Here is an 18,472-nt window from a genome sequence, read left to right on the forward strand (position 1 = left end):
GGCAATACACCTAGGCATGGTCGGCCGGACACCGGTTGACCAGGCTCGCTCTCGTGTCAGGCGCCGAGCTCGTACCAACAGATGTGCATCGTCACGTTCGTGTCTGCGCTCGCCACTTCGTCGATGTCCGAGATCCAGACGGACACGCTGGAGCCCTTAGCCACCGGAACCGACACGTTTCCGAAGACCCCCTGTGTGTTCTGCTGGGTCTTCTTCCCGTGCGCGACGAGGTCGAAGTAGTACGTGATCCCCGGAGTCCCGACATACACCCGGTGCTTGCGCCCGTGCTTCTCGTCGTCGCTGAACCACTCGTAGCTCGCGGCCTCGACCACGAGGAATCCGTCCTTGTCGGCCTTCTTGGTCCACTTGCTGTGCTCACGCGGCTTCGTCGCCGTCTTCGCGTAATTCGACCGCACGGGACTCGCGGTGAACAGAGCGGTTCCGAATGACACCTTCCCGTTGGTGGTGAGGGGACCGTTGGCGATGAGCTCGCCCTGACCGGCAGTGGCACCGGCCTTCGCGGTGAGCGCGCCGTACACGGTGAGCTGTCCACCGCTCTGCGGGATGCTCACCCCGGCCGTGCCCTGGAAGGCCAGGGAGCTCTTGACGGCGATGCCGCTGCCGACGGCCGTGGGGTGCTCCAGGTTCGCGGCCTTCAGGGTCTTGTCGGCCTTCACCGTCACCGTGTCGTTGGCCTGGATCGGGCCGTTCGCCGTCAGGGTCTTGTCCGCGGCCACCGTCACGCTGTCGTTCGCCTGGATCGGGCCGTTCGCCGTCAGGGTCTTGTTCGCAGCCACCGTCACGCTGTCGTTGGCCGTGATGGTGCGATTGGCGGTGAGGGGGCCGTTCACGATGAGCTGGGCCATGACGGTGACGTCCTCCTCGAAGGTGGTGTGGCCGTGGAGGGTGGTGGTCTTGTTGCTGCTGTCCGCGGTGAGGGTCTGGGGAACGTTGATCCTCTTGGCGGTGAGTTCCTTGGCCACGATGGTGGGTTCTTTGACGGTGACCGTGGTGGACAGGTAGTGGTGCTGGTCGAATTCCTTGGTGTCCGGGTTCGGCGTTCGCGCGTCGAGGACGAATGTGGTGGTGTCGGTGATCCCTTCGATCTGCACGCTCTGGCCGGTCACCTGCTGGGGGTCCCGGCCGTCGTAGGACAGCCAGTACTCGGTCTCGTGTTCGCTGCCTTCCCAGCGCAGCGTCGCGGTGCCGTTGTTGGGGATCTGTGGTTGTTCGCAGGAGAAGGCGCGGAAGAAGAAGAAATCGTCCACGGCCTTGGTGATCGACACGGTCCAGTCCTCCTCGTCGAGTTGGTTCGTCGCGGTGGACGCGGTGAGGGCCAGCGACGCTTCGCCGGGCAGGCGGCCGACCGGGATGGCGTCGAGGATGAGGGTGAAGTGGGCGGTGTCGGTGAAGACGAATTTCCCGCCCGGGCCCGACGGCGTGCAGACGTAGGTGGCCCGGTCGCCGCTGGTGGTGATGCTCCAGCTCCGGCCGCTGCTGGAGTGCTTGTAGTCGATGTTCCCGGGGTTGCTGGTGAGGTCGGTGTTGGTGTCGCCCACGGGGAGGGTGACGGTGATCCGGGTGCATTCGACATCCGGGATGCCTGCGGTCTTGGTGAACCTGAGCCGGATGACGCCGAGTTTGGTCTTGCTGGCGGTGGAGACCGCGAGGGGCGTGGGGTCGTCGGGCACGGCCTCCAGCAGCCGATCGGCAGTGATAGTGCGGGAGTTCATGGGGACTCCTGAGGCGAGTCAGCGTGGAGCGGGAACCTGCGGGGGCCGGGTCAGGCGATGACGGTGACGTCTCCTTCGGCGCGGGTGGTGAGCGCCTGCGTGCTGGCGTCGTCGCTCCGGGCGAGGAACGTGTCGGTACCGCCTTCCCGGACCGCGATCCGGCCGGTGGCGGTGAGGCTTGTGGCCTCGATGTCGGGGTCGGTGACGGTCACGGTGGTGGACTGGTAGTGGTGGACGGTCTGGGCTGACGAGTTGGTCGTCTGAGCGTCCAGGACGAACGTGGTCGTGCGGCTGAGCCCGGCGAACCCGGGCAGGTCGGCCGTGTCGAAGCTGCAGTCCCGGGCGGCGGGCACGCTGATCCTCTCGGTCCGGTCGTCCCAGGAGAGGTGGTACTCGGTGTTCTCCGGGCTGCCCGTCCAGTGCAGGGTGACGTGTTCGCCGTTGCCGACGCGGGTCTGCTCACTGGAGAAGTTCTCGAAGACGAAGGCGCTGTCGGCCTTCTCGAACCCGTCCAGGCTTGTGGTGTGGTGGTCCTCGCCGCCGTCGGCGATCACCGTCTGCTTGATCCCGAGAGTGGCTGCGCCGGGTGTCTGGTTGACCGGGATGTTGGACAGGATCAGGGTGAATTCGCGGGAGCCGTCGAAGACCGCCTCCCCCTCGTCCGGGGTGCACACGAAGGTCACGGTGTCGTCGTCGGAGCGCGTCTGAGCGCCTTGGTTGATCAGGAAGCGCCTGACGACGGCGTAGCCCTCGTTCGACGGATCGACGACGGTGAGAATCCTCAGGAAGCGGGCGTGCAGTGGCGGATCGAAGACGCGCTCGATGCGCGAGGTGTCCTGGACGGGATCCGTGTCGAGGTCGTCCCAGATCAGTCCGTCCATGGACGACTGCAGACGCAGCATCTGCACCTTGTAGCGGTGGTCGATCCCGGTCCCGATGTCCAGGTTGACGATGTCCTGGCCGACCCCGTAGTCGACGACCAGGGCGGAGTCCTTCGGAACGAGTCCGTCGGTTTTGTAGTAGAGGTCGTCCCGCGGGTCGAAGATGTTGGCGAACTCGTGGCCGGGAGCCTCACCCCATTCGGGAGCGGTCGGCACGGGGGCAGCAGGCAGCCGGAGGACGGACCACGTCGCGCCGGTGCTGTCACGCGGGTAGTCGTCGATGAGCATGTAGTTGGCGCGCGGTTCGTCGTTGACCAGGTCCGTGGCCGCACCCCCGCGGGGCAGCGACACGCTGATCCCCGTACAGGTCACGTTCGGGGCCGCGGCGGGTTTGGCGAAGGTCAGGAAGATGCTGCCGCGCCGGACCTCGGTGGGCGTCGAGACCATGAAGCGCGTGGGCGGGGTGGTCTGTGAGGTGACCGGCAGTGGTGCGTCGGAGGTGGTGGGATGCACGGTAGGTCCTCCCGGGGCGGAGACGCCCGGACTTCGAGAATCGGGGTAGTCAGGGGCGAGCGACGGCAGGAAGGCGGACGGCAGGTACCGGCTCGTGGCGGTGGCCGGATCCGGACGGATCAGGACCGGCCGTCGGGCGCCCGCCGAAGTGCGAGCGGCAGGTCTGTGCCGCGGCGGGTGTACGTCCCGGAGCCGGTGGCCGTCTCGTCGGTGATACGCACGGTGACGGTGTCGGGTGAGCCGGTCAGCGGGATGCGGTCGAGGATGAGGGTGAACGTCGCGGTGTCGTCGAAGACGGCTTCGTGGCGCGGGTTCTCCGGGGTGCAGACGAAGACGGTCCGGTCGCTGTGGGAAGTGCTCTTGCGGATGTGCCAGGTACGGCCGCGCGGGGCGGCGTACGTGGCGTCGATGCGGTCGGGCCGGTTGGTGAGGGCCTTGGGCCCGTTGCCGGTCGGGACCTCGACGGTGATGCCGCGGCAGCCGGCGTTCGTCCGCACGGCTTCGGGGTCGCGGGTGACCGCGATCTCCAGCCGGCCCTGGCGGGGATGGCCGGGGGCGGCCTGGGTCAGTACGGGCGGGAACGTGGTCAGCGTGTAGCGCAGGGGTGCCGTGACGGCGGGCTCGGTCATGCGGTGACAGTCTCCTGATGACTCGTCAGGAACGGGACGTGGGCTCCTGGCCGGTCTGCTGCGTGGCGGGGCGGAGCTGGAGGTAACCGGCGCGCGCGGTGGGCATCGCGTCGTCGGGGTGGACGAGGTGGTCGGCCGGGATCAGCGGGCGCTCGTCCCAGTCGAGGTGCTCGGTCTCGGTGGCCTGCGGCTGGGCCCAGCTCCAGGTGCCGTGGCGTGCCGAGAGCGGCGGGACGACCAGGGCCGCGTCGTCGGGGGCACAGGTGGCCCGGAAGGCTCGCATGCCGAAGGTGCCGTCGGCGTCGGTGGTGAGCCGCAGTCGCAGGTAACGGGCGGGGACCGGGGTGGCGAGGGCGTGGTCGTTGGCCGGCTGCCGAGCGTCGAAGGCCCGTGGCTCCCAACTACCTTCGTCGCCGGTGACGGACGACTCCAGGACCGGGGTGCCTGGCCAGTCGCCGCCTCCGGCGGTTCCGGTGTGGAGGGAGTACCCGGTGAGCTGCTGGGCGGAGCCGAAGTCCAGGGTGATGGTGCTGCCGGCCGCCGGAACGTCCAGGCTGCGGAACTCCGCCGCAGGCGACGCGCCGTCGGAGATGTTGCTCAGCGGATGGTCCGGGTCCTCGGTCATGGTGGTGGTGTGGCTTCGCCGGTTGCGGGTGGTGGCGAGGAGCGGGTTGAGGCGGAAGGAGGCACGGACGGCGGCGAGTGCCTGGTGGACGCGCTCCGGGTCGGGCCGCAGCGAGTGGACCGGGAGGATGTCGGTGGTGGCGTGGACCGGCAGGTGAGGGTGGGCGAGCAGGGTGACGTGACGCGTGAACGGGCGGGTGGTGGGCCGGGCGGGCAGGGCGAGGTCGCTGCCGTTGGTGGTCGCCCGGAGGTAGTCGTGGTCGGCGGCGGGATCGAGGGCGCGCAGCAGTCCGTAGTCGACCGGTTGTCCGGGATCGGAGCCGAAGTAGCCGATGAGCCCGTCGTCGAGGGCGTGCGGGTCGCCCAGCCGGATCGCCCAGTTCTCGTCGTCCTCTGTGCCGCCGGACGGGTTCAGAACGGTGTCCCAGGACGGATCGGCCGGTAGCGGGTGGTGCAGTTCGATGTCCAGAGTGGCGTGGACGAGCGCGACGGGACGTCCGATGAGGAGGCCGGGCAGCCGGTTGTCCTCGGCTGCGGGGTCGGCGATGGCGCGAAGGCTCTTGTCGATGGTGGCGACCAGGGCTTCGAAGGCACCGGCGGAGTCGTCGCGATCGAGCAGGCCGGTCAGGAAGCCGGCCAGCTGCGGGTGATCGGTGGTGAACCGGGGGTCGGTGCGACCGGTGTACGGGGAGTGCGGGAGCGGCGTGTAGGCGGTGTCCCGGGTGCCGTCGCTCAGGGCGATGGCCCGCAGTTCGCCCAGGGCCTGCCCGGTCGGGCCGTACACGCCCAGGGTCTGGTCTAGGTAGTTGACCAGGAGCAGGCCGGCGAGGCCGTCGGCCTGGCCGGACGGCGCCTCGGTGATCGCCAGTCGGGTGTCCTGGAGGATGCGGGGCGGGAGCTGGACGAACCGTTCGGGGTTGATCAGCTTGGGCTTCTCGGGCTCCTTGTAGAGGTCACGGGTGGGGGTCGCCGAGGGGGCCTTCAAGGGATACTGGTCGTACCAGTTGCCGCCCTCGCCCGAGGTGACCAGGTCGGCGCAGCGGCCGAAACGGTCGACGATGCGCAGGTCGGTGAGGAAGAACTGGCCCGCGCGTACGGGCTGGAAGCGCTTCTGGTGGGGTCCTCCGGCCGGGTCGGGCACGTGGTTCTGCTCCCCGGCGAGGGCGGCGACCCCGGGCTCGGTGGGCACTTGGGCGCCACCGTCGAGTTGCAGCAGCCAGTCGTTGAAGCCGTCGAGCGTCTGGGACAGGATGTCCAGCGGTTCGAGCTCCCTGCGCAGTGCGGCCAGGCCCGCGGTGTCGGCGCTGGGGTAATCGGCCCGGTAGCGGGCCAGTTGTTCGCGCAGCACGTAGACGGTGGTGGGGGCGAGGTAGGCGCGGGAGCGGAAGAGCCGGTTGAGGACGTCGCCTTCGCTCTCGAAGTCGGCTTCCAAGGTGCCGGTGCCGTTCCAGAGGTAGCTGTAGGAGTCCAGTCCGCTGCCGGGCGGGGGCGCGGTGAAAGTCCAGTGGTAGCCGTCGGCGGTGTGGTACGGAGTCGGGAAGTAGTTCACCTTCCACATCAGCAGCATCGGCAGCCAGGGCTGGCGCCATGGCGCGCAGTACTCGGCCAATGGGCCCCTGGTATGGGTGGCGGGGTTCTGGGTGATGGTGTGCAGGGCGGTGTGGGCGTTGTCGGGGGTGCGTGCGGCCTCGTCGAGGAGGGCGAACTCCTTGAGCAGGTCCGCGCAGGCGGCGGGCAGTCCGGTGATGCCGGGGTCGGGCGGGCTGGCGGGCGGTTCCGTCCAGTCCGCGCCGATCTTGACCGCGGTGAGCAGGTGGGAAGGCAGCCGGCAGGGCAGCGGGTTGTCGCGGTCGCGGGTGAGCGGGACGGTGCCACCGCCGGTGCCTTCGATGAGGACGACGGGGTCGGACGGCTTGTAGAAGCTCTCCTGGGGGAGCCGCTTGAGCTGGAGGTGGTCGGCCAGGCCCTTCGCTGTGGCCCACGCGTCGATGGCGTCCTGGAGGTCCTGTCCGTCCGCCGCCTCGGGCATGTGGTGCCGGAGTTCGGCGAGCCGTGCCAGGGCCTCGTCGGCCTGTTGCGCCGGGCCGTCGTTGGCGGGGTTGAGCAGTCGGTCGCATTCGTCGTTGAACTCCGGGGGCAGGTCGTCCGGGCGTTCACCAGGGGGCAGATTCCGCAGCCAGTGCAGTGCCCAGACCCGCCACTGGTCTTCCGTCAGGTGTCGCAGGACGTGGTCGTACTCGGCCTGGGCCGCGTTGAGTTCGTCCAAGGGGAACGGCTCGTCGTCCGCCGTACCCGAGCGTCCTGAGGCGGGCTCCCGGTCGTCGCGGGGGACGATCTGCCAGGTGTGGCCGCCGTCGCTGCCGGAGAACCAGCTGCGGTGGGTGACCTCGGCCAGGTCGCGGTCACCGTCGGCACCGTCGAAGGTGTCCAGCGTGCCGTGGTAGAGCGCGCTGAAGAGCTGGGCGGTGTGCGACGAGCGGGTCTGGTGGCCGATCAGGGTGGTTGCGGCCTCGCCGGTGCTGTGCCCGAACGCGATCTTGATGTGTGTGGCGTCGGGACGGTCGTCTTCGGGGGCTTCGCCTGCGCGCTGCCATTCCAGGCCGAGTGCGGTGCCGTGGTACAGGCTTCGCCTCGTCTGTGGGGCGGCGGTGACCTCGAAGCGCCGCACGGCGACGGGCCCGGGCCCGGCCTCCAGCATCCGCAGCTGGACGTAGCGGGCGGTGACCGGCTGCTCGGGCGTGTACTCGATGACCGGGGTGCCGGCGTCGAAGTCCTGGTGGTGGGCGGACGGCCAGTCCGTACCGTCCACGGAGGTCTGCACACGCACGGCGGGCAGCGGGTGCCGATCGTCGGGGTCGCCCACCAGCACGCGCAGCGAGGTGACCTGCTGGACGCTGCCGAGGTCGACGGTGATGCGGTCCGAGCGGTCGGGTGCCCTCTCGCTCAGGTAGTAGGTGTCGTCCTGGTGGTCGAGGACGTTCGCCACGTCGTGCCCGGCCGCGGTGCCCATGCCGCCCTGGACGGTGGCGGTGCGCCCGGCCATGGTCCAGCCGAGGGCGGCGATGACGTCGGCGGCCACGTTGACGTCGGCGTCCGGGGGCAGCAGCCCGGGGATGCCGGCCGCGACGTTGAGGATGTCCTTGTCGGTGTCGCTGTACCAGCCGACGACCAGGTAGCTCAGGGTGGCGTCGGGCGGGTAACTGTCGCCGTGGGCCGGGTCCTTGAGGTCCTGGAGGTCGTCGTGGAGGGAGAAGACGTTCTCGTGGTAGGGCTCGAAGGCGGCGAAGCTGGGCAGGCCCGCGCCCACGGCGGTCAGGAACGGCTCCCGGACCCCCGGCGGTTCCTGCCAGGGGCCGTCGGCGAGTTTGTGGACGCGGCCGAGCCAGTCGACCTCGGGGGCATCCGTCCTGCGCGGGTTGACGAAGCTGTTGATCACATCGTTGTCGTCCCACAGTTCTCCGTCGTCGTCGGAGTACAGGTAGTCGCTGTGCACGACCCAGCCGACGGCCTTGGGGACACCGCGCACCCAGGAGTAGCGGACGACCAGCCAGCGGTTGGGCACCAGGGGGAAGTGGGTGTCCCCGTCGCCCTCGGCCACGAAGCCGTCGGTGAGCGCTTCCGGCAACTCCCACTGGACGTGCACGCCCTCGAAGGTCTCGTCCCCGCCGACCTCCTTGGCCCCGCTGAACGCCTCCGGTTCGGCGGCGCCTCGGCCCTCGGCGTCCGGCAGGGTGCCGAGCATACGGTCGAAGCTCGGCTGGTAGCGGTGGAACGGATGCAGGGTGCGCACCTTCCGGTTGGCCAGCAGGGCGTGGACCTGGACGGGCACGATCAGGTCGGTGTCGCTCACGCGGTCTCCTCGGCGGTGGGCGCAGGCAGCAGGAACTGCTCCAGCGGGGCGTTGACGAGTTCCAGGGCGAGCTGGCCGGGCGACAGCTCGCCGTCCGCGCCGCAGGCGGCGGACAGCGCCGCGACGAAGCCGTCCGTGCCGTGGAGGTCGAGGACATCCGGCAGGGCGCCGGGACGGCCGGGGCGCAGGTGGTCGAAGACGGTGCGCCCGCTCGCCGGGTCGGGGAACTCGGTGCCGGTGGGGTAGCCGATGTCGTCGCCAGCCAAGTGGCGCAGGCTGACGCGCTGTTCGGAGTCGATGCCGAAGTGGATGCCCTGGCCGGGCTCGCGGATGGTGACGCTGTCCGGGACGTCGTCCCACAGCACCAGCAGGATGTCGGGTGCCAGGTGGTCGCGACGCAGCTCGCGGACCTGCTCGCCGCCCCGGGTGGCCAGCAGGTCGAAGACGGGCCAGGCGCGGACCAGCTCGGAGTTGATCAGGAGCCCGGCCGCCGGGAACGGACTGCCGGGAGCGCGGGCCAGCCGCTCGCGCAGCAGCGGGTCGAGATCGCGGTCGACGGAGGTATGGACACCGACGTCGGTCGCGCCGGCCACCAGTGCCTGGATCCAGACCTCGTCGATGCGGAAGGCCCGCAGGCTCTCCGGTGGCAGCAGGCGCGGGTCGGGTACCAGGTGGTTGAACGGCACGCCGCGCAGCAGGGCGAGCCGCTCCAGCCACTCGGGCATGGTGGGGGTGCTCGCGGTGACCACCGCACCGAGCGACTGCCGGGCGCGCGGGTCGGCGAGCAGCGCGGCTGGTTCGGCGCGGGCGGTGCGCGCCGCTGGTACGGGAGCCGGTTCGGGGCGCAGGTCGGCTCGCAGGGCCTGGACCAGGCGGCGTCCCAAGCCGGCCGAGGAGAGTTCGCTCAGTGCCCTGGTGGCGGGCCGGGCGTCGGGGTCGTGCCGGGCGCGTTGGGGGTCACTGCCGAGCGCGGCCAAGGTGGCGGCGCGGTCGGACAGTGCGCGCCGCGCTGCGACCGCCTCGGCGCTGTAGTCGGGATCGGCGAGCGCGATGGTGCGGCCGAGCGTCCACGCCGCCGCGTAGCTGACGTCGAACACGCCGTACTCGCGGTCGTAGATCAGCGCGTGGTCGGCGGTGGTGTGCGGGCCGTCGAGGGCCGCGGTGGGCAGGGGCGGCGTGGTGAGCGGGCTGAACGGGCCCCGGTACCAGGCGTAGGTGGCTTCCCCCGCCAGGGTGCGGTGGGCGACGGCGCTGTAGCCGTGGTGCAGCCGGGTGCGTGCGTACTGCTCCTCGGGCGTGGCCGCCGGGCCGGATGCGGGAGCATGGCGCAGCGCGAGGTTCTCCGGGTCCTCGGCGCCAGGAGCGACGAGGCCGCGTAACAGCGTGCCGGGGTCGAGGGTGCCGTCGGGGGCGTTGGTGAACGACCAGGACCACAGGCTGCACAGCCGTACGTGCTCGCTGTCGGGAAGGCTGCCGGGGGCCAGGCGACCCAGGTGGCCTTCCAGGGAGACCAGGTGTACGGCGTAGGTGCCGGGGCTGCGGGGGAAGCGGTTGGCGGCGACGACGGCGTACTCGCCTTCGGTCAGCACCTCGCCGTCGTCGCGGAGCTGGGGCGCGATACGCACGTCGCGCACGTGAGTGAGGTGGGAGAGCTCGTCCTCGCGTGGAACGACCGCGTGGAAGACGTCGACCGGCACGTCGATCGTGCGGCAGGGCAGGTCGTCGTCGATGTCTCCGGACAGCTCCGGTCCGACGGTGCCCGCTTCGGCGGGGTTGCGGAGTTGGCCGATGGGGCGGGTGGTGAACTCGCCCTTGGCGTCGGGGTCGTCGACGGCCTCGCCCTCGGCGAGGACCAGCAGCGCCAGCCAGGGCTCGGGGACCGCGGCCCGTCCCAGCAACTGGCGCTCCCAGGGGAGGATCGCCCGGTTGAGCGTGATGTGCGGCAGGACGTGGGTGTAACGGCCTGCTGCTCCGGCCGCGGGGTAGGTGGCGTGGACGGAGGTGGGGTCGAGGTGGAACCGGGCCGCGCGGATCTCGTAGCGGCCCTCGGCTCTGGGCAGTTCGGCCGTGGCGTCGACAGGCCGGCCGTCCTTGGTCAGGCGGTGTTCCACCGTGATGGTGTAGCGACCGGCGGTGGTCGCGGGTGCGAGGTGGTCGTAGAACGTGACGTTCAGGTCGGGGCGGGCGGGCACGGCGGTCACCTCGCGGCTTCGGTCAGGAGCGGGGCATCGGTCAGGGTGGTGCCGATCAGCCGGGCGGTGCGGGTCAGTGGGCCGTCGCTGCCGGGGGCCAGGCCGAGTGCGGTGAGCGCGTTGTGCGCCCGGGTGCGCCGGCCCACGGTCCCGGTCTCGGGATCGGCATCGTCGAGGGTGTCGCCGATCAGCGCGATGCTGTGGGGGTCGGCGACCGGGGAGGGGCCGGCCACCGTCTCGTCACGCAGCGGCATCCGGCCCGGCGGCAGGCCGTCGACGTCCAGGGCCTCGGCGGGTACCGGTCCGATGCCGGGGAGGGGCTCGCGGGTCGGTTCGGGTACCTGGATGGTCAGCCCGGTCAGACAGTCGTCGACCAGGCCGGGCTTGTTGAGCGCCTGGTTGGGGTTGGCGAGCGGCTTGCCCCACAGCGCCTGCGGCAGGCCCTCGCGGGTGGCGGTGACCGTCCAGCGGGCACGTTCCCAGCAGTACTGGTCGCCGCGCTGGTCCAGGATCCGGACAACCTGCTCGGAGACGACGCCGGTCAGCCTCATCGGGCGGATGTCGATCCGGGCGTCGTCGCTGCCCGCGAAGAGCTCGCCGTTGAGGGTGATCTTCGAGGCGGGCAGCGCGGATTCGACGGCCGCGGTGAACCCGTCGATGCGCACCAGCTCCGGTTCGGCGGCCGCCGTACGGGCCTCGGACTCGGCCTGGGTGACGTCCGGCAGCTCGCAGCCCTGCTTCAGGACGGTGCGGGAGGGCGCGGGCAGCTGGACGTGGAAGTCCTCCCAGTCCGCCGGGGGAGCACCCTTGCGGTCGGAGCCGAAGCCGAGGGTGAAGGTGATGAACCAGACCTTCACCCGGGCCCTGCCGCCGACCGGCGGCAGCCACAGTTGGAGGTCGACCCCGACCTCCAGAGAGATGCGTATCCGCACGAACAGCACCTTGACGGTGGCGGCGACGCCGATGCTCAGGCCCAGCGCCAGGTCGGCGTAGAACGGCTTCCACTGCACCAGCGCGTGTACGTAAGCGGTGAACCAGGCCCGCAGGTTGATGCCGTGCCCGTTGTCGTAGACGGCGGCCAGCTCACCGCCGGCCATGAACGCCCCGTCGGTCAGCGCCGCGTACGCCTGGGCCCGGATGGACACCGGGCCGCGCTCCCACAGCAAGCCGATGCGCGGCGGCTTCGGGTAGTACGCCGGCACCCGGAACTGGGGGTGGTAGCCGCCGGCCGAGAGGACGAAGCCCTTGCGGATCCCCTGGGCGGGCAGGTCCTTGCCCCACACGTAGAAGGAGATCCCGCCGGTGAGGGTCGCCTGCGGATCGAGGATGTACGAGCCCCCGGCGATCACGGTGTCCATGGAGAAGCGGCCGAGCGCGGAGTCGTAGGCGAAGACGAAGTCGACGATCACCTTGCCGAGCGGGCCGCCCAGGGACAGGCCGAGGTCCGCGGCCGGCGCGGACGCCCTGCTCTCCTCGGGAATGGTGGTGGGTGGCAGTGCCAGTGTGGTGCGTCCTGCCAGCATGGCCTTCCAGCCGGCCTCGCCCCACTCCACCAGGGCGATCGCCCTGGCCTGGATGAACCGGTAGACGGTGAACTCCATGCCGCCCGCCACCCAGTACTGGCCCTGGGCCGGGGTCACCCAGCCGCCCGGGCCGACCAGTTCGTTCATCGCCTGGGCCGGAGTGAGCTTCTCGACCTCGCCGCCGGGCACGGCCGGGCGGGCGCCCAGCCGGTTGACCAGCGGGAAGTGGTTGACCTCGCTGGTCGTGGGGATGCGCACGGTGCTGTTGATGCCGAAGCCGAGGGCGATCCCGGTGAAGGTGACCGGGCCGACGCTGAACAGGCCGTTGACGCGGTTCCTGCCGGCCACGAGTTCGGCGTAGGCGAAGATCGAGTCCCAGCCCGCCCGGTTGCGGGCCCAACTACCGGCCAGCTGCAGGCTGATGAGGTCCTGGATCTCGATCCGGCCCGTGGCGGCGAAGGCCAGCTCGAACTTCGGGCCCAGGTCGAGGCGGGTGAACGCTCCGGCGATGGCCACCTTGGGCGGGCCCGGGCGCTCCAGGGCCACGCTAGCGCCGCGCAGCTCCGGGGTGACGTTCCAGTCCTTGTCCACCCCCAGCCCGAGCCCCAGGAGTTCCACCGTCAGCGGGCCCACTGCCATGGTGGCGTCCAGCGCGACGAAGAGACGGCCGAAGGCGTAGCCGAGTCCGGCGCGGTGGAAGCGGACCGGGCCGATGGCGAACCCGCCCAGGTCCTGATCCTTGGCGGGCTCGCCCTTCTCCGCTGCCCGCTCACGGCCCAGTACGACGGTTCCGCTGCCGGTCGGTGCGTCCGGACGTCGGACCAGGGTCAGCAGCGCCACGCCCCCGGCGGTGATCGACGCACTTATGGTCGTGCCGCGCTGCAGAGGCTGCTCCAGCAGCACGAGGGGCAGTCCCCGACGTTCCCCCGGCAGGCCCTCCATGAGCAGGTTCAGCCTCTTGAGCTCGTCCACCGGCAACTGACGGGCCGCGTAGACGAAATGAACCGTGTCCACCACCAGATCGCGACTCGCTGGAATGCGCTCGCCCAGCAGAGGGAGATCCGACGCCCTGGCCTGCACCTTGCCTTGGACGGCCACCAGCCTCGTGGCCGATGCCCCGCTCAACGTCGGCACCGATACCAGCACCAGCCTCACAAAACCCACTTCAGCCGACATCGCCAGCGAACCCTGCTTTGAGGTTCCGGCTGGGAAGCGGTACAGGCACGAGGCGGCATGGAAGGCCGGAACAAGAGCCGCTACGTCCGTAGGGACGTCGATCCCCATGGCGCCGGCCACGAGAGCCAAGCTCAGGGCCTCACCGTCGTCCCCCAGAGATGCGCTCAGTTCCCAGGCTCCTGAGCTCGGCTTGTCGATGGTGCCCTGGAACGCGAGCAGGATGCGTTCGCCTTCGTCGCCACTCTGCGCGGGCGCCTCCAGGACCAGGCGCGCTGTGTACTCCTGGTCATACCCGTGGCCGCCGGACCGCTTGGTCAGTGCCGCGGTGACGTCAAGGTCGGCGGTGATGTCGCCCAGTTGGAGCCGGGTGTCCACCTCCACCCGGAACCCGGAGCTTCCGACACTCCTGTCATACGCCAGCGCAAGGCGCACCACGGCGATGTCCTTCAAGAAGGGCGGCAGGTCGGCGCCGAAGAGCCCGAAGAACGCCTCAGCGATGTTCCCCTCCCTTCCGGACTCGGGCTCCACGATGAACTCAAAGCTCTTCTGTCCCGCGTCGAAATCGAGCATGCAGGTGATGAGGAGCGGTTCCCCACCCTGGACGGGGAGCTCCGCCTGGGCATAGATCTCGCGGACGGCAGCCCCATCCAGCATGCGGATCTCGTAGACCAACAGGAGGTCCTGCAATCCGATGTCGCTGAGGACCGATGCCACGGGATGGTCCTTCAGCGACACGGCGATCTGGACACCGATGATTTCGGCGTCGTCAGCCACGGATTCCGATCCATCGCCGGCAAAGAACCACAAGGAGATCGCCGGCGCATCCGGGGCAATGGTTCCGCCGAGACGCAGATTTTCCGCATCCGGATCGATTCCCGTGAGGCTTTCCCCGACGGCTAACCAGTCTGCGAGAGCCTTGACATTCACCGCATTCTTGAGGTCCCCCAACTCGTCCGGGAGCCCATCAGGAAGAGCCAGCTCCTGCCCCGAAGAAATGCCGTTCAGCCATTCCCGGAGCATGCCGACAGTCATCGCCACAACGCATTCCTCCCGAACATTTGACCAAGCAGGGCGCGGGCCACGGTAAGCATTGAACGCGAAGCGCCAGCGAACAGTACCAGCGCCAGAATCAATCCACATCGGAGGTAATTGAGTCAGGCGGAAGGCGGTAACCTTTGACGCTTTTGTCGATTTTCGCAACAGAATCTAACTATTGAGCACTATATTGGCATTCAAGGTGATCGAGCAGCCCTGATCCCCTCAAGGCGACCATGGATCTGTATCGAAATAAATCGAAAAGCGGCTTCTGAAGAGCGACGAGTCGGTAGCTGAACGTCACGCGATGGCGTCCAAAAACAGCCTCTCGCCTTCTCGGTGAGGCTGGGGCACGATGTGGTTCCGCTCTATTCGCCTGCACCTTTGACAATTCGGGAGGCGGCCGCGCGTGCCCGTGAAGAAACGTCCTCGGAATCCGGAGCCTGAAACGAATCTCCGGCACGGTGGAAAAATGTCTGGCACCTGCCCTCGATGCCGCTACGCGAGGAACAAGAAAGCCGGAGGAAAGCTGCTCCATGGCATCCCGGAGGTGACCGACAGCAAGCAGTTACGCGAGGTCCTCGTCAAGATTGATCACAATCTCAGGCAGGACGAGGCGCTGATGAAGGATGAAGCCGCGTCTTTCATCATGGGTGTACTGGAGGCAAAAATCGGCGGGAAGGAGTACTTCCTCGTCGCCTCCAGCGGGCGGAATCCGGATCCATGGATCGAGAAAAAGCACCTAGACGGCATCACCTATCACCCAGGAGCCTGGGAAACGGTGAATCCACAGGTACCCGAACGTCACACGGGTTGGTGGACCGTCCGAAACGAGAACGTAGATCTGGACACGAGCATACGTAGCGTGTCAAATCCGTGTGCCGCTATCAAACTCCTTCTCGGACTGGGCAGAAAAAAACCTGCATGGAAGTCCGTCGAATATCTGCGCATGAGTGAGATGGTGTTCGTCGGCCGCGCAGCGGACGACCCCAGCAAGCGGCAGTGGCACGGAAAGGGCGCCACAAGCTCATGGACCGCCCACTCCTGCGACGCATGCGAGGCTCGCATCCCGTACCTGATCTGCGATGTCCCCGCCAACCAGATAGTCGACTGACTTATCGCAACCTCCGAAAGAGAAAACTCCTCCGCAGAGAAAACTGCTCCACACCCCGTCGCGCCCTGCGCGGCGGGGTGTCCGGGATGCATACGCACGTGCCGATGCCCACCCCAGACGCGTTCCGGCTCTGCGCCAGCTTCGCGGGACACCCGTGGTCACCGGCCCGATCGTCGACGGCAACGGCGTGCGCGGTGCCCGGATGGAGCGCGGCGAGCGGCAGCTGGTGGCGTTGACGACGCAGGTCGACGAGGTGATCGTCCTGACCGCCCCGCACCTCGTCGAGGAGTTCGGCCACCGGGACTGGGAGAGCCGGGCTTGTCGCCGCCACAACGTAGTTGTTCCGGCGCCCAAGCTCGCCTATTTCGGGGAGGAGTGAGCCTGCACCTGCCGTATCGAACAGGTTCTCGGCCGCTTGCTGTGAGGGCACTGGAACGGCTCAATCGCCGTTGACGCACCCCCGTAGCACCTTCTCCCGCGGCGTGAGCACCACGACACCGCCCCCGCCACTGCCCCCGACGCCGCCTGGTACGTCCGCGACCCCACCAACACCCCGACCACCAGGAGCAAGAAGAACAAGAAGGCCAAGCGCTACCTCTACCGCTTCGAAGCCGCCCTCCCCGAAACCTTCCACATCCCCGTACGCGACCTCGGCTACCGACCCGTGTGGGACTACCGCATCGACCAACTCGGTATCCAGGACTCCCACTCAGGCACCCTCCTCATCGACGGCACCCGGTATTGCCCCGACGTCCCCCACCCCCGGTCACCACCACAGCCGACCTCCTGCGCCACAGAGTCGACAAACCCACCCGGCATGCCCGCGTAAACACCCGCACCGCCTACCGGCTACGCCCCAAAGCCGCCCCCGACCACCGCGGCGCCCGCCGCCTGCTGTGCCCCGCCACCGACACCCACCCCACCGTCGCTTGCCCGATCAGTGGTCGGGCCGCGGGTGGTAGCCGAAGCCGCCCTTGTAGGTGGGCGCGGCTGCTTCCTTCTCGGAGTGGCAGGTGACCAGCGTGGCGTCCAGGTCTAGGACCAGACCCGGTATCTCGCGTCCGCCGGCTCGGACGGCAGGTATGCCGCGCTGTTCAGCGGCCTGCAGCCAGGCCGTCTCCCGTGCGGTGGCACGGGCAGACCGCAGCCGGGCGAGCACTGCGTCATCGATCCCGGCGAGCAGCCGCCACGCGGTGGGCGTGGACGCCACCACGCCGAATACCTCGCTCTGATCGCGCAGTACGGCCAGGTCCGAGATCGTCTCGCCGCCATCGGCGAGCGTCACCGCGAGGTCCACAGCGATCTGACCCGGATCGTGCCCTGTCCCGCGCGGCCGCAGTGGCCCCAGCGCAGTGGAGTACGCGGGCGTCAGCCCGGTCGCCTCGGCGAGATCGGTCAGCAGCCGGGTCCCGGCGTGCCCGACCAGCCCGAACCGTCCGTGCTGGCATAGAGCTTGGGACGCGAGCCGATCGTCTGCACGTAGAAAGTGCCTTCCGTTTGGGTCGACAGAACCCCTCGAAAAGGTTCATCATCCCTGCTCAGAAGGCACTTTCGCATCCGCGGCACGGGTGGCTGACCTCACCCAACTGAAAAGCCGAGGCTAGTCGGTCTCGCCTTGTGAGGCTCCCAACGCCGTGAGGATGTCGCGGACGGTGTGGTCGAAGAGTGGGGCGGGGTCGGTCAGGGCGAAGTCGAGGTGGCCGAAGACCTCCACGGCCACGGCTCCGTACAGGCGGGCCCAGCAGGAGACGAAGACGTAGATGATCTCCAGGGGCACGGGTGCCGGAGAGGTGCTCGCGTACCTCCTCCAACTGGACGGTCCAGGTCGGGTCGAGGTCGGCGGGTGGGTTGATGTTTCCGTGGTGCCACAGCTGGACCATCAGGTCCAGGACGACGCCGCCGAAGCGCCAGCTGGGGTCGTGTGCGGCGGCGCCGGGTGCGGTGTCGGCGTCCGTGAGCGGCTTGGCGAACAGCAGCCCGAACTCCTGGGGGTGGGCCAGTGCCCAGCGGCGCAATTCGCGGCACACTTCGTCCAGTTGTCGCCCTGGATCGGAGGCGGGGTGGCGGTCGCGGGCGGCTGCCAGGGTCGTGGCCAACTCGTCGTAGAGGGACGAGGCCAGTGCCTGGATCAGGTCCCGGTGTGTGGTGTAGTAGCGATAGAGGCCGGGTGCGGTCATGTCCATTTCGCGGGCGATGGCCCGCAGCGTGACGGCGGCCGGGCCTTCCTCGACCAGGAGCCGTCTGCCGGTGGTCAGGATCTCGGTCAGCGCCTCTTCGCGGACGCGGTGACGGCGCCTGCCTGTGGGGGTTCCCGGAGTGCTCGGCACGGTGACCCGTCTGCCTTCCGCTTGACAAAGTTAACGCCTATCACTTTACCTTCTCCCGAAAGTTAACGGTGTTAGCAATCTCTTCGGGGGAGCGTCATGAAGTACGGCATCGTCCTCACCTACACAGTCACCGAGCGGTGGTTGGCGCTGTCGCGCGAGCAGCGCAACGCGATGCGTGCGGCGCATCTGGAGCCGGTCTTCGCCGCCTACGCGGACCGTGTGACGGCCCGTTTCTTCGACGCCGAGGCGTTCACCGGGCGGGTCTCGGACTTCGCCGTGCTGGAGACCGAGGATCTGGGCGCGTACTACTTCCTCGTCGAGGCCCTGCGCGACACCCCTGTCATCAGCGAGGGCTACCTCACCTTCGCCGACATCTTCCTCGGCGTCGAGGACGGCTTCCAGGCGTACGAGCAGGCCCTGTCGCACGGGGCCGGATCCCGGTGACCGCGCCCAAGGGACACGAGCGGCGCTGGCCGATGCGACTGCTGCGGGGCACGGCCGTGCTGGTGCTCCTGGACACGCTCGTACAGGCGGCTCTGGCCGGTCTGTTCGTCACCGGGGATCTGGATCTGCTGGCCTGGCACGCGGCCAATGCCGGCGTGCTGAGCGCGCTCACAGTGGTCCAGACCGTGCTCGCGGTGGTGGTGTGGCGTCGGCTGCGCGGACCCGGCTGGCCCGCCGCTGCCAGCGCGATGCTCGTCGCCCTGGTAAGCGTGCAGCAGGGATTGGGAGAGGCGCGGATACTGGCCGGGCACATGCCTGTGGGCATGGCGATCTTCGGCTGCGCGACGGCCTTGACGTACTGGGCGTTCGCCGCGCGCATCCAGCCCTCGGTGCAGGTCGGCCAGTGCGTGGGGGTGGCCGAGTGAGAGCCC

Annotated in this window: 10 protein-coding genes and 3 pseudogenes; 4 read left to right on the forward strand and 9 right to left on the reverse strand. The window is 69.1% G+C overall.

The genetic code is table 11. The annotated features are described in order from the left end of the window. Nucleotides 1-56: 56 nt before the first annotated feature. From MOV08_RS42430 to MOV08_RS42455, 6 genes are all read right to left on the reverse strand, one after another. Nucleotides 57-1,733 (reverse strand): hypothetical protein, encoded by a 1,677-nt coding sequence (locus MOV08_RS42430; RefSeq protein ID WP_275311495.1) that lies wholly within the window; start codon nucleotides 1,731-1,733, stop codon nucleotides 57-59. Nucleotides 1,734-1,783: 50 nt separating this feature from the next. Beyond that, nucleotides 1,784-3,127, reverse strand: coding sequence for a hypothetical protein (locus tag MOV08_RS42435; RefSeq protein WP_275311496.1), 1,344 nt, complete (start codon nucleotides 3,125-3,127; stop codon nucleotides 1,784-1,786). 119 nt (nucleotides 3,128-3,246) lie between these two features. Continuing rightward, a complete protein-coding gene (locus MOV08_RS42440) occupies nucleotides 3,247-3,756 on the reverse strand; it encodes a hypothetical protein (protein WP_275311497.1) in 510 nt (169 codons plus the stop codon). Nucleotides 3,757-3,781: 25 nt separating this feature from the next. Beyond that, nucleotides 3,782-8,230, reverse strand: coding sequence for a discoidin domain-containing protein (locus MOV08_RS42445; RefSeq protein WP_275311498.1), 4,449 nt, complete (start codon nucleotides 8,228-8,230; stop codon nucleotides 3,782-3,784). After that, complete coding sequence (locus tag MOV08_RS42450; protein WP_275311499.1) at nucleotides 8,227-10,422, reverse strand: hypothetical protein; 2,196 nt, start codon at nucleotides 10,420-10,422, stop codon at nucleotides 8,227-8,229. Before MOV08_RS42450 ends, MOV08_RS42445 begins: the two co-directional genes overlap by 4 nt. A 5-nt stretch (nucleotides 10,423-10,427) precedes the next feature. Beyond that, entirely contained in the window at nucleotides 10,428-13,895 is a 3,468-nt protein-coding gene (locus tag MOV08_RS42455; RefSeq protein ID WP_275311500.1) for a DUF6603 domain-containing protein, read from the reverse strand. A gap of 811 nt (nucleotides 13,896-14,706) precedes the next feature. Here MOV08_RS42455 and MOV08_RS42460 point away from each other — a divergent pair. Both MOV08_RS42460 and MOV08_RS42465 read left to right on the forward strand, forming a co-directional pair. Beyond that, nucleotides 14,707-15,270: a hypothetical protein gene (locus MOV08_RS42460; protein WP_275311501.1), complete on the forward strand. Its 564-nt coding sequence runs from the start codon at nucleotides 14,707-14,709 to the stop codon at nucleotides 15,268-15,270. Nucleotides 15,271-15,508: 238 nt separating this feature from the next. Continuing rightward, nucleotides 15,509-15,649, forward strand: a pseudogene (locus MOV08_RS42465) (indole-3-glycerol phosphate synthase); the annotation flags it as partial. A 573-nt stretch (nucleotides 15,650-16,222) separates the two neighbouring features. Here the strand turns inward: MOV08_RS42465 and MOV08_RS42470 are convergent. The 3 genes and pseudogenes from MOV08_RS42470 to MOV08_RS44315 all read right to left on the reverse strand — a co-directional run. Beyond that, nucleotides 16,223-16,827 (reverse strand): annotated as a pseudogene (locus MOV08_RS42470) (transposase); the annotation flags it as partial. 43 nt (nucleotides 16,828-16,870) lie between these two features. Continuing rightward, nucleotides 16,871-17,047: a TetR-like C-terminal domain-containing protein gene (locus MOV08_RS42475; protein ID WP_275311502.1), complete on the reverse strand. Its 177-nt coding sequence runs from the start codon at nucleotides 17,045-17,047 to the stop codon at nucleotides 16,871-16,873. Nucleotides 17,048-17,135: 88 nt separating this feature from the next. Next, a pseudogene (locus tag MOV08_RS44315) lies at nucleotides 17,136-17,597 on the reverse strand (TetR/AcrR family transcriptional regulator); the annotation flags it as partial. A 96-nt stretch (nucleotides 17,598-17,693) separates the two neighbouring features. On the opposite strand from MOV08_RS44315, the gene MOV08_RS42480 reads away from it, so the two are divergent. Both MOV08_RS42480 and MOV08_RS42485 read left to right on the forward strand, forming a co-directional pair. Then, on the forward strand, nucleotides 17,694-18,041 hold the full coding sequence (locus tag MOV08_RS42480; RefSeq protein ID WP_275311503.1) for a darcynin family protein: 348 nt from the start codon (nucleotides 17,694-17,696) through the stop codon (nucleotides 18,039-18,041). Further along, nucleotides 18,038-18,466, forward strand: coding sequence for a hypothetical protein (locus MOV08_RS42485; RefSeq protein ID WP_275311504.1), 429 nt, complete (start codon nucleotides 18,038-18,040; stop codon nucleotides 18,464-18,466). Before MOV08_RS42480 ends, MOV08_RS42485 begins: the two co-directional genes overlap by 4 nt. Nucleotides 18,467-18,472 lie beyond the last annotated feature (6 nt).

The organism is Streptomyces yunnanensis, from assembly GCF_029011865.1.
GTDB classification, from domain to species: Bacteria; Actinomycetota; Actinomycetes; order Streptomycetales; family Streptomycetaceae; genus Streptomyces; species Streptomyces yunnanensis.

Excerpts from the sequence above, each read along its gene's own strand:
- MOV08_RS42440 (WP_275311497.1), bottom strand. The coding sequence starts at position 3,756 with ATGACCGAGCCCGCCGTCACGGCACCCCTGCGCTACACGCTGACCACG.
- MOV08_RS42480 (WP_275311503.1), top strand. The coding sequence starts at position 17,694 with ATGAAGTACGGCATCGTCCTCACCTACACAGTCACCGAGCGGTGGTTG.
- MOV08_RS42430 (WP_275311495.1), bottom strand. The coding sequence starts at position 1,733 with ATGAACTCCCGCACTATCACTGCCGATCGGCTGCTGGAGGCCGTGCCC.